Origin of the sequence: Buttiauxella gaviniae, assembly GCF_040786275.1 — a bacterium.
Taxonomy (GTDB): Bacteria; Pseudomonadota; Gammaproteobacteria; order Enterobacterales; family Enterobacteriaceae; genus Buttiauxella; species Buttiauxella gaviniae_A.
Genome location: NZ_JBFMVT010000002.1, coordinates 456,505 through 468,645, shown reverse-complemented (window position 1 = coordinate 468,645; position 12,141 = coordinate 456,505). Strand labels below are relative to the sequence as shown.

The window sequence follows — 12,141 nt, the reverse complement described above, 5'->3', positions numbered from 1 at the left end:
TCAGGAGGAAGCGTTGAGCAGTAAGCAAAACTCGTCTGTTGGTATTGTGGTAATTCTTGGCCTGTTGGCCATGTTAATGCCGCTATCAATAGATATGTATTTACCGGCCCTGCCGGTTATTGCCTCGGAATTTGGCGTGCCAGCAGGCAGCGCGCAAATGACACTCAGTACCTACATTTTGGGTTTCGCAATTGGCCAGCTATTTTATGGCCCAATGGCTGACAGCATTGGCCGTAAGCCCGTTGTGCTCGGGGGTACGCTTATTTTTGCCGGGGCCGCGATTGCTTGCGCACTCTCACAAACAATTGATCATCTGATTGCGATGCGTTTTCTGCACGGCCTTGCCGCCGCTGCCGCAAGCGTGGTGATTAATGCCCTGATGCGCGATATTTATCCGAAAGAAGAGTTCTCGCGCATGATGTCGTTTGTCATGCTGATCACAACGATTGCGCCGCTGATTGCGCCGATGGTGGGTGGGGCCGTGCTGGTGTGGTTTAGCTGGCATGCGATTTTCTGGATTCTGGCGCTGGCCGCATTGCTGGCCTCGGCGATGATTTTCTTCCTGATCCATGAAACGTTGCCGGTTGAACGTCGTCAGAAGTTTCATCTGCGAACCACGATAGGGAACTTTGCGACGCTGTTCCGCCATAAGCGTGTGCTGAGTTACATGCTGGCGAGCGGTTTTAGCTTTGCGGCGATGTTCTCATTTTTGAGCGCCGGGCCGTTTGTCTATATTGAGCTTAACCACGTTGCGCCCCAGCACTTCGGTTACTACTTCGCGCTTAACATTGTGTTCTTAATTGTTATGACGCTCATCAACAGCCGTTTTGTACGCCGTTTTGGCCCGCTTGCGATGTTCCGTTTCGGGTTATTCGTGCAGTTTGCGATGGCGATTTGGTTGGTTATCAGTACCGGGCTGGGCTTTGGTTTCTGGTCAATGGTGTTGGGCGTAGCGGCGTTCGTGGGCTGTGTGTCGATGGTGTCTTCCAACGCGATGGCGGTCATTCTCGATGAGTTTCCGCATATGGCAGGAACCGCGTCCTCACTGGCGGGCACCTTCCGCTTTGGTATCGGCGCATTAACCGGCGCGTTGCTGTCCATTGCGACCTTTACCACTGCGTGGCCGATGATCTGGTCCATTGCGATATGTGCAACGTGTTCGATCTTTTTCTATCTATACGCCAGCCGTCCTCGACTCGCGACAAAGAAATAGTTTCAAAAAGGGCATCGCCAGATGCCCGTTCTTTAATCCAAATCAACGAAAACCCCCCGCGAATGCCTACAATTTGTTTCTCAAATGTAAACGCATCAACAACAAAAAGTCATATCTTTGTGGTTAAAAAGGTTGAGTTAGATCGTAGAAAGCGTTACATATAGCGCCGAAACGTGTGCAGCACCACAAAAATAAAACGTTAAATATGAAATGGTAGACAAATAATTACAACGGATGTAAGCGGTTTCCATGTTGTTTACACACAAAACATCAACATTGTGTTAACCTTTATGTAAACTGTTTGTGAAAAATTTTTGGATTTTTTTGGGGATACCACAGTGAATACGTTACAACTTTCCATCGTTCATCGCTTACCACTTTGCTATCGCTGGCTGGCAGGTTTTGCAGGTTCCCGAGTTGAACCGATTCCGCAAAACGGGCAAAGCGCTGAAAATTGCTTAATAGGTCTGAAGCTATTGAGTGACAACAACAGCGATTCAGCCTGGCCGACCATGCACAAGCTAAGCCTGGCGTTAAGAGATATCGAAGTCGATTCTTCGGTGGTGGAATGTGAAGGGGAGCCGTGCCTGTTTGTGAATCGCCAGGATGAGCTTGCGGCTACCTGCCGACTGAAGAATTTTGGCGTCGCTATTGCGGAGTCTTTCACCAGCGCGAATCCTTTCTGAGCGTTCAGTTCTTAGCGTTCAGATTGATTCGTCAGGCAAGCGCAAGTAGCTGGCGTGTGTATTCCGCCTGAGGTGCTGCAAAAATCTGCTGGCACGACCCTTGCTCAACCACTTCTCCTTGTTTCAACACAACCACCTGATGGCATAATGATTTTACTACCCGCAAATCATGGCTGATAAAAATGTAGGCCAGTTGGTGCTTCTCTTGAAGTGATTTCAACAAGGCGAGAATTTGTGCCTGTACGGAGCGGTCAAGTGACGAAGTGGGTTCATCAAGAATAATCAATTCGGGCTGCAATATCAGCGCCCTGGCAATGGCGATGCGCTGCCTTTGTCCGCCAGAAAACTCCGCCGGATAACGGTGCATAGTTTGCGGATCTAATCCCACTTCCTGCATAGCCACAATCACTTTTTGCTCACGCTCTGCAGCACTCAACGCAGGCTGATGAACGCGTAACCCTTCTTCGATTATCTGTAAGACATCCAGACGCGGGTTAAGTGACGAATTCGGATCCTGGAATACTACCTGAATCCGGCGGCGCAGCGGCAATAGCTGTTTGCGGCTAAATGTATGTAAAGGTTTTCCATCGAACCAAATCTCACCTCTGGAATGAATCAGGCGCAGTAGCGCAAGGCCAGTGGTGCTTTTCCCCGAGCCTGACTCCCCAACCAGCCCGATGCTTTCTCCGGCGCGTAGCGAAAAACTCAGATCTTTGATTCCATAGTGATAGCCGACGGTTTTCTTGAGCAATCCACGGCGAATCGGGAAGGCGACCTGCAATCCCTGAACGTTTAATAGCGGCGCGATTGATTCTTCAACCGGGCGTGGGCTGCCCGTAGGTTCGGCTGCCAGCAATTGTTGGGTATAAGGATGCTGAGGTGACGAGAGTAAAACCGCGGCTGAGTTCTGCTCCACGCATTTTCCGTTTCTCATCACCGCCACGTTATCCGCCAGCTTTTTGACAATATTCAAGTTATGGGTGATGAACAGCAGCCCCATATTCAGCTCTTGCTTCAGTTCTTTAAGCAATTGCAGAATTTGCGCCTGTACCGTGACATCCAGAGCCGTCGTCGGCTCATCAGCAATCAGCAATTCCGGGCGCGTCAGCAGTGCCATGGCGATCATGACTCGCTGGCGTTCGCCACCGGAAAGCTGATGTGGGAAATCCGTTAAACGGCTGGCGGCATTACGGATACCGACTCTGTCCAGGCAAGTGAGCATTTCAGCGCGCGCCGCTTCACGACGCATCCCCCGATGGAGCGACAGCACTTCATACAACTGTTTTTCGATATTATGCAACGGGTTTAGCGAAACCATTGGTTCCTGAAAAATCATGGCGATTTTATTCCCGCGCACGTTACGAAGCGTGCGTTCCGGCGCATGTAATAATTCCTGACCTTTAAAGAAAATTTCGCCAGCCGGATAAACAACCGGAGGCGCGGGTAGCAGGCGCAGCACCGATAGCGCGGTGACACTTTTACCCGAGCCCGATTCACCGACCAGCGCCAGTGTTTCTCCAGCATTCACCTCCAGCGATAAATCGTCCACGACTTGCCGGACGGTATCACCGCTGCGAAAAGCGACGGATAAATTGTTAATCGAAAGCAGGGGAGTTGTCATATCAGTGCGCCTTGCTGGGGTCGAAGGCGTCGCGCACTGCTTCGCCAATAAAAATGAGTAGCGTCAGTAATATCGCCAGCGACAGAAATGCTGTAATGCCAAGCCACGGAGCCTGGAGGTTATTTTTTCCCTGCAACAACAGTTCACCCAGTGACGGGGAACCCAGCGGTAATCCAAAGCCGAGAAAATCCAGTGAGGTGAGCGTAGTAATCGACCCGCAAAGAATAAAAGGTAAGAATGTTAGCGTCGCGACCATCGCATTGGGCAGCATATGGCGGGTGATAATCGACCAGTCGTTAACGCCCATCGCCTGTGCGGCGCGAATGTAGTCGAAGTTGCGGGTGCGAAGGAACTCAGCGCGCACCACGCCCACCAGGCTCATCCAGCCAAACAGCACCGTAATACCGAGCAACCACCAGAAATCAGGCTGAATCACGCTTGAGAGTAAAATTATCAGGAACAGCGTCGGCATCCCTGACCAGACCTCAATAAATCGCTGGCCCCACAAATCCACCCGCCCGCCGTAATACCCTTGCACCGCACCTGCGAGTATCCCGATAACGCTGGAAAATAGCGTCAGCATCAGGCCGAACAAAATAGAAATGCGTGTTCCGTAGAGGATTCTCGCCAGCACGTCGCCGCCATTGGCATCTGTCCCGAGCCAGTTCTGGCTGCTCGGTGGGGAAGGGAAGGGAACGGTGGTGGCAAAATTTATTGCACTGGAGCCAAAGCGAATCGGTGCCCACAGCACCCAACCTTTTTGCTTCAGACGCTCCGCAAGCCACGGATCCTGGTAATCAGCCGGTGTCGCAAGCGGGCCACCAAAATCGCTCTCGCTGTAGTTGGCAATAAAGGGGAAATAGAGGCGTTCCTGATAATGCACGATCAGCGGGCGATCGTTGGCGATAAGCTCTGAACCGAGGCTTAACAAAAACAGAACGGCAAAAACCCATAGCGACCAGTAGCCGCGTTTGTTGTGCTGAAACCGCGCCCAACGGGCCTGGTTAACCGGGCTTAAATGGCTCATCCTCGGCCCTCAAAATCGATACGCGGGTCCACCAGCGTATAAGTGATATCGCTCAAAATATTCAGCAACAGGCCAATGAGCGTGAAGATATATAACGTTCCAAACATGACCGGATAGTCCCGTGAAAGGGTTGAGTTATAGCCCAGCAGGCCCAGTCCGTTAAGGGAAAACATCACTTCGATAAGCAGCGAACCGGTAAAAAACATACTGATGAATGTGGCAGGAAAACCGGCAATCACCAGCAGCATGGCGTTGCGGAACACATGCCGATAAAGGATCTTCTTCTCATCAAGCCCTTTGGCTCGCGCGGTAACCACATACTGCTTGCGAATCTCATCAAGAAAGGTGTTTTTCGTCAGCATGGTCAGCGTTGCAAAACCGCCGACGACGGTTGCCAGCACCGGTAAAGTGATGTGCCAAAGGTAATCTATGATTTTGCCGTACCACGGCAGGGTGTCGAAATTGGTCGAAACCAGACCGCGTAGCGGGAACCAGTCCAGATAACTGCCGCCCGCAAATAACACAATCAGTAAGATTGCGAACAGGAAGGCGGGGATGGCATAGCCAATGATAATAAACGTGCTGCTCCAGATATCTAAGCTGCTGCCGTTGCTGACGGCTTTTCGTATGCCGAGGGGAATCGACACGATATAGATAATTAACGTGCTCCACAGGCCAATGGAAATAGAAACCGGCAGACTTTCTTTGATCAGGTGCAGTACCGATGAGCTGCGAAACAGGCTGTCGCCAAAATCAAAACGCACATAGTCGCCGAGCATTTTGAAATAACGTTCATGGATGGGTTTATCAAAACCGTAGCGGTGGGTGATTTCAGCGATCACTTCCGGGTCAAGCCCGCGAGCGCCACGGTACTGGCTATCACCCACGTTACCGATGCCGACACGCGCATGGCCGCTCCCCATCGAATCCGATGCCACGCCCGGAACGCCTGAGCCATGACCAAATTGAATCGCCGCAATAGCCTGATCGACGGGCCCGCCAGGTGCTATCTGTACGATGAAAAAATTGATGGTGATAATGGCCCAAAGCGTAGGGATTATCAGCAGCAAACGACGTAACAGATAACTTCCCATGTGTTCCCTTAACGCCGGTTTTCCGGTAATTGAGCGGCTTTGTTTACGTCATACCACCAGGTATCAAATCCGGTGGAGTACAACGGGTGAATCGCTGGTTTGGAGAATTTATTCCACCAGGCGAAGCGGTCTGCGGCCATGTACCACATCGGAATCATATAATTATTCCATGTCAGCACGCGGTCTAACGCGCGTCCCAACGGCAACAGTTTTTGTTTATCGCCTTGATGAGCAACAATCTGAGAAACCAGCTTGTCGACCACCGGGCTTTTCACGCCAGCCGCATTATACGTGGAATCGATATATTCCGAAGCCCATGAGAGTTGCACATCGCTACTCGGATAAGGCATGGCGCTGTAGAGCGTCGGCATCATGTCGTAGTCGCGGGTGCGCAGCCGGTTGGTGAGCTGTGAGTTATCAACCTGGCGAACCTGCATGGTGATGCCAAGCCGTTGCAGATTATGCTGGAACGGCAAAATCCATTGCGTGTTGCCAGTGGAGCCCGTTAACAATTCAAAAGTGAACGGCTTACCCGTTTTTATATTGACGAGTTTCTGGTCTTTTAGTTCCCATCCGGCTTCTTTCAATAACGTGAGTGCTTTGAGCAAATTGCCCCGGTCAAAGCCATTTCCACTGGATTTGGGTGGGGTGTAGATGGTGGTAAAGACCTCCGGCGGCAAATCCTTTTTCATCGGCGCCAGGATCGTCAGTTCATCGGCATCTGGATAATCGCGTGCGGCATACTCTGTATTCTGGAAATAGCTGTTTGCCCTACTGTATGCCTTATAAAACAATGCTTTATTCATCCATTCAAAATCAAAGGCAAGCGCAATAGCTTCACGGACTTTTCTGTCTTCAAAGATTGGGCGCTGAATATTGAACGCCAGCCAGCGCGTATCCTGGGCTGCATCGTTAGGCTGTTCTTCTTTTATGATGAAATGGTTAGCAAAGTTCTTTCCGACATAACGCGTTGCCCAGTTCTTGGCAGAAGCCTCGTTACGAAAATCGAATGCGCCCGCCTTGAAGGCTTCAAAGGCGACGTTGTCATCGAGATAATAATCATAACGAATGGAGTCAAAATTCCAGCGGCCACGGTTTACCGGCAAATTGGCTGCCCAGTAATCTTTCACGCGAGAATAGGTGATGTACTGGCCCATGCGCCATGCGGTGATTTTGTAGGGGCCGCTGGCTGGTGGAGGCGCTGAAAGGGGATCGCTGAGTTTATGGCTTTTCCAGAATGCTTCGGGAAATACCGGCAGCGAGAATAAACCTAACATTCGTTCTTTGCTGGGCTCAGCCAGTTCGATTCGCACCGTCAAAGGCGCGATAGCTCTCACTTTTGCGCCTTTGTAGGCCAGACGAAACTGCGGCACGCCTTCGGTCATAAATTTATTGAAAGTGAACTCGACATCGCGGGCTTTGATGGGCGTTCCATCATGAAAACGTGCTCGTGGGTTAAGCTCGACTTCAGCCCAGGCAAAATTGCTGGGGTAACGCGCCATCTCCCCGATCAGCGGGTAGTAACTCCCTGGTTCATCATCCGAGGTGGTAAATAGCGTGTCATATAGCGCTTCTGTTCGCACACCGGGATTGCCGCGCAAGGCATAACGGTTAAAGTTATCAAAGGTGCCAATCGCGGACAGCGTGATGTTTCCGCCCTTGGGAGCCGCAGGGTTAACATAATCAAACTGAGTGAAATTGATGGCGTATTTAGGTTCCCCTAAAACGGCGAAGGCGTAACTTTCCTTGATGTTTTCAGCCTGGCTAGCGGCGGCAAACAGGCAAAGGCTTAGCAGTGCGAAGGCGCGAGCAAGCATCGTATGGGTCAATCCTTGTAACATCATGATGGTAAATCATAAGTTATACCCGCCATACTTCAAGCTGCATCTTTGTTACTGCGTGATTCGCCGTGCGCCAGGCAACGCATCGTACTCTTTTTGCTGGCCTTCCCATTCTTGTAATTGCTCAATGGTGAGTGGGCGGGCGAAGTAGAAGCCTTGTAAGTAGTTCACCCCTTTTTCTATCAACCATTTGGCTTGCTCAGGGGTTTCTACGCCTTCTGCAACGGTGGTCATGCTGAGTTTACGCGCAAGCGTAAGCACCGCATCAAGAACCGGCGATGTCACGGTTTCCAGGCCAATGGAGTTCACAAAGCCGCGGTCAATTTTGAGATAGTCCAGATTGAAGCGTTCGAGATAAATAAGCGCGCTGTGCCCGGTACCAAAATCATCGACAGCAATTTCAAAACCTTGCTCATGCATCCAAGTAAACAGGCAGCTAGCCTCATTTTCCTTCACCATATCGCGCTCGGTAATTTCAAATATTAGCTGAAAATGGTGGGGAGGCATGGAGGCCGCAAAGGCTTGAATATCCTCTTTGAAGGTAGGAGAGTGCAAATGGCTGGGCGCAAGATTCACACCGAGCCGAGCCCCCGGAGGTAAAACATGCTGGAGCTTTTTGGCATCACGCGCAATCAGTTCAAATAAATGGCGCGTCAAAGGAACGATCAATTGCTGCGCTTCTGCAAAAGCGATAAACGCATCGGGAGGAATCGAACCCGCAATTGGGTGATTCCAGCGCATTAATACTTCCACGCCGGTCATTTTTAATTGTGTGGCATCCACCACCGGTTGGTACACCACGTAAAACTGGCCGCGTTTAATACCGGTCAAAATCTCTTTGCCCGAACGCAAGCGCATGGTCAGTAAATAGGCACACAGAGCGCCGCTAAGAATGCCAAATACCAGGCCGGTAAGAACAGAAATTTGAATATCTTCGAGCGGCCAGGTTTCGCCATAGAGCGCTATTTTTATCGGGTAATCCTGAATGGCTATCACGCGGGTTGGGTGCGCGGGAAGCTCGGAGACATTCATCACGTTGCTGGATATGGTGGTTAAAGCTTTATCGCTCGCGATAATTGCCATCGACACCACATCGTTCTGGTTGGTGGTGAATAATAAATATGGCGTGAGATTCACATTCAGAGTGGCAAATACCCCTCGTCCTTCGATGACCGGGTTTTTAAACCAGGCGGCTATCGTCGGTTTGCCCGGCATCATCGTCGTGCCTTCCATGATAGCCACGTCGATATTTTCATTAATATTGATATCCGGGACAAACTGATGCATGTCCATCAGCATGCTGCCGGTAGCGGAGGAGCAATAGGCCTGGCCATTACGTACCAGGATAAAAGCGCGCACGTTGGCATTAAAGGCGGCGCGTGAAGTCAGTTCGCCAGAGACCTGGTGGCAATCAGAAAGCGTTAACGATTGAATGCTGGTGATGGTGGACTGGAGGTCCTGGAAAAAAGAGTCGAGGTATTCGCGTATATCCTGGGTGAGCGTGTCATAGCCTGCCTCACGCTTGCTGTGTAGCGTCAGACTGGTTATTCCGCCTATCAGCAACCCGGCGAGCACACCCGCTAAAATACTGAATACGGCAATTTGCCGGACAGAGGTGAAGTAGCGTGAAAATATATTTTTCGAAAACATGGATGGCAGGTTCCTGCAAGCGCAAGAGACATATTGTTTATTTGTCTTTTTTTGGACTATAACGCAAAAACTGTCATGACGTCATAAAGTTTCGAACGAAAACTATCACCCTTTCATAATTGTTTAAAATTTAAACGTGTTGGATTTCAGGCAATAAAAAACGCTGCACAGGCAGCGTTTCTTGTCTCGTCATATTGATTTCTTGCTGAGCAGCCAAGGGAGTAACTGCCAGCAAAATGCGCATTAACTGCGGCTCAGTACGCGTCGCGCTTCGTTGTAGCGCTTCTTCCAGTACGGTTCGTCCATGCTTGAAATCGTCACACCACTGCTGGTGGAAGCATGTACAAATTGGTTATTACCAATATAGATACCAACATGTCGACCCGTTGAACCTGCGCGGAACAGAACTAAATCGCCGGTACGTAATTTACTACGTGAAATCGATTTACCTGAATCCTGCTGTTCAGACGTTGAACGAGGCAACTCTAAACCAAATTGTTCGCGGAATGTACGCTGCACAAATGCAGAGCAATCAATGCCGCTTTTATTACTGCCACCGAGGCGATAACGCACGCCTTTCCAACTTGCATATTGATCCATGAGACGTGATTTCACATCTACATTACGGACCATCTCTTCGAATTCATCCTGAGAGGCTTGCAGTAAAAAACCATCTTTATTGCTGACTGCATGCGTCTCAGAATGCATATTTGCGGTGTTTGTCGAACTACATGCTGACAGCATTACTGCCACAGCAATCGCGGGGATAGCCCGCAAGATATATCTCAAAATCGGCTGAGATCTGACCATTATGTTTATTATCCCTTGATGTCCTTAACGATAAATATCGTTATACAAATTACCAACGTGACGAGACTAATTACCTGTGCGCTTCTAAACAAACGCTAATGAACAAAACTGTGGTTTGACGCACAAAATTATTCATATAACAAATGAATCGACGGTTAGCGCAAAACGTATCCGAAGATACCTTATCAACCAGGGCATGGCGAGCGCTTTTGTCCAAAATTTTATAAGAAATTGTGATGTTAATAGATGAAAAGTGATATTGCGCATTTGTTAATCGTAACTGGTGGTTTTCTGTGCAGGTGCTTCATTTTTGTGAAAATTTGGCAAGGTTAAATAGTAGACAGTTTTGAAGGCGGGCGGGAAAAATATCAGAGATCGTTTCCGATCCCTGATGACTCGCGGTAAGCAATGTTTATTTTGTGTTGATAAATTGTTTTTTCTTGCCGGGTAAGTAACGATCCAGAACATTAATTAACCCGTCGCTTAATGGGGTTAATAGCACCCATGGCAGGCAAACAATAGCGATGGATAATGAACCCACGAAGATATCTGTAAACCAGTGTGCGCCAATCATCATGCGCGGCATGATGAAAATCAGGAAAATAATAACCGCAATACCGAACGCTTTTTTGCCGAAATAGCGCAGTACGAAGCCGGTGAAAATCAGCAGCATTAATCCATGATCGCCAGGGAAACTGTCTTTAGAAGCATCCTTAGTCGGAAAATGCAGCAGTTCGCTTACACGATGGATATCGGTGAAATAAAGCGTAGGGCTGACGTGTGACTCCGGAATCAAATGGCCGAACTGATTGATAATCACCGCGCTTAATAGCATCACAATGCCCATGATGAACATGCGGCGGCGGCCTGTAGCGTCCTCTTTTCTCCAGTAGAAGAAAAACAGGGAACCCATCGCCAGGAGTGAAATGCCGTCAAACACCCGGTTATTGGTCACGGCGACCAGCACCAAAAAGGCGTGACTCTTAACCAATTCACGATTAAAGAAATGGAAAATGTTGGAATCCAGGGTAAACCAGTAGCCATGCCCCTCGGGCAGATACCAACTGAAAAATAATGCTAATCCCAGTGCGTTTAGCAGCAGAATGCGTGGCAGTCGAATATTATTCATGCAAAATCACTAAATATCTTAACAAAGGCGAAAGGGTAGACTTACAAACTTAAACGTAGCTTCAACAGCGAACTTTGCAACGCATTCCAGTCAACTTCATCACTGTGAATAAGCTCTATGCGGCTGTCCGGTGGTGCTACGTTTTGCGTTTCAATATGAAAATCAAGGCCCTGTCGATTAATTCGCACTAAACCCTCGGCAATTCGTAAAACACCTTTTACGCGATCGACCGGTGCGAGTCTCGCCCATTCCAGAATACCCACGGTGTCAAAAATAGTGTCGGCATCAAAAATCCAACCGCAACCGACATAACCCTGTCCGCTATTGATGCTGCGCCGCCAGCGCTGATGCTCAGGCAAGCTTAACGCTGCAAGACCGCGATTTGCGGCGTGGCTGTGATTATGATCGGGGCTGGACGGTAATTCGCGCAGATTTTTCCGGGGTTTATCAAGCAGGCTAATGTCGATTTTACCGTTACTCGCAGCGACGATTTCCCGCCCGGCACCATCCTGCTCTACCCACGTATTAAGTGCATTGCGGCTTTCTTCGCTTGCCCGGTCTTCTTTATTCGCGATGATGATGTCGGCGCAGGCTAGCTGGTCGCGGAAATTGTCATTACTCACCGCTCGTTCATCCAGCAACTGGCGCGGGTCAAGTAAACAAAGCGTTGCGTTGAGCTCAAGCCACGGCTGGTAGACTTCGGCGGTAAGCATATCGAGGATTTGTTTGGGATGGCCTAAGCCTGTGGGCTCAATGAGCAGACGGTCAGGTTTGCCCTGGCGCAGCAACGTATTCAGCCCCACCTGCATTGGCAGGCCATTTACGCAGCACATGCAGCCGCCGGGAATCTCTTTTAATAATGCGCCGCTGTCGGCGAGCAGTGCACCGTCGATGCCAACTTCACCAAATTCATTGACCAGCACCGCCCATTTTTCATGTTCGGGTTTGTTGGCCAGTAAATGCAAAATAGTGGTGGTTTTTCCGCTACCAAGGAAACCGGTAATCAGGTTCGTTTTCGTCACAGTTGCTCCGGACAGATTAACGTGAGGGCTTAATACCCCCTATCCTGA

The 12,141-nt window shown here is 49.7% G+C and carries 10 protein-coding genes; 2 read left to right on the top strand and 8 right to left on the bottom strand.

The window, feature by feature from the left end; all coding sequences use genetic code 11:
• Positions 1 to 13 precede the first annotated feature (13 nt).
• Together AB1E22_RS02855 and AB1E22_RS02850 are read left to right on the top strand one after the other, a co-directional pair.
• Positions 14 to 1,213, top strand: a complete 1,200-nt coding sequence (locus AB1E22_RS02855) for a Bcr/CflA family multidrug efflux MFS transporter (RefSeq protein ID WP_367594003.1) — start codon at positions 14 to 16, stop codon at positions 1,211 to 1,213.
• 338 nt (positions 1,214 to 1,551) lie between these two features.
• Positions 1,552 to 1,899: a YejG family protein gene (locus AB1E22_RS02850; RefSeq protein WP_367594002.1), complete on the top strand. Its 348-nt coding sequence runs from the start codon at positions 1,552 to 1,554 to the stop codon at positions 1,897 to 1,899.
• 31 nt (positions 1,900 to 1,930) lie between these two features.
• Here the strand turns inward: AB1E22_RS02850 and yejF are convergent, their stop codons facing one another.
• The 8 genes from yejF to AB1E22_RS02810 all read right to left on the bottom strand — a co-directional run bounded on the left by yejF (position 1,931) and on the right by AB1E22_RS02810 (position 12,093).
• A complete protein-coding gene (gene yejF, locus AB1E22_RS02845; RefSeq protein ID WP_367594001.1) occupies positions 1,931 to 3,520 on the bottom strand; it encodes a microcin C ABC transporter ATP-binding protein YejF in 1,590 nt (529 codons plus the stop codon).
• Between the two features lies 1 nt (position 3,521).
• Complete coding sequence (locus AB1E22_RS02840; RefSeq protein WP_367594000.1) at positions 3,522 to 4,547, bottom strand: microcin C ABC transporter permease; 1,026 nt, start codon at positions 4,545 to 4,547, stop codon at positions 3,522 to 3,524.
• A complete protein-coding gene (locus tag AB1E22_RS02835; protein WP_367593999.1) occupies positions 4,544 to 5,641 on the bottom strand; it encodes a microcin C ABC transporter permease YejB in 1,098 nt (365 codons plus the stop codon). Before AB1E22_RS02835 ends, AB1E22_RS02840 begins: the two co-directional genes overlap by 4 nt.
• Before the next feature lie 8 nt (positions 5,642 to 5,649).
• On the bottom strand, positions 5,650 to 7,458 hold the full coding sequence (locus AB1E22_RS02830; protein ID WP_367597309.1) for an extracellular solute-binding protein: 1,809 nt from the start codon (positions 7,456 to 7,458) through the stop codon (positions 5,650 to 5,652).
• A gap of 75 nt (positions 7,459 to 7,533) precedes the next feature.
• Complete coding sequence (locus AB1E22_RS02825; protein WP_367593998.1) at positions 7,534 to 9,132, bottom strand: cyclic di-GMP phosphodiesterase; 1,599 nt, start codon at positions 9,130 to 9,132, stop codon at positions 7,534 to 7,536.
• Positions 9,133 to 9,375: 243 nt separating this feature from the next.
• A complete protein-coding gene (gene mepS / locus AB1E22_RS02820; RefSeq protein ID WP_367593997.1) occupies positions 9,376 to 9,942 on the bottom strand; it encodes a bifunctional murein DD-endopeptidase/murein LD-carboxypeptidase in 567 nt (188 codons plus the stop codon).
• Positions 9,943 to 10,354: 412 nt separating this feature from the next.
• Positions 10,355 to 11,071 carry a phosphatase PAP2 family protein gene (locus AB1E22_RS02815; RefSeq protein ID WP_367593996.1) on the bottom strand — a complete coding sequence of 239 codons (717 nt, stop codon included), beginning with the start codon at positions 11,069 to 11,071 and terminating at the stop codon, positions 10,355 to 10,357.
• Positions 11,072 to 11,112: 41 nt separating this feature from the next.
• Positions 11,113 to 12,093 (bottom strand): CobW family GTP-binding protein, encoded by a 981-nt coding sequence (locus AB1E22_RS02810; protein ID WP_367593995.1) that lies wholly within the window; start codon positions 12,091 to 12,093, stop codon positions 11,113 to 11,115.
• Between the last annotated feature and the right edge of the window lie 48 nt (positions 12,094 to 12,141).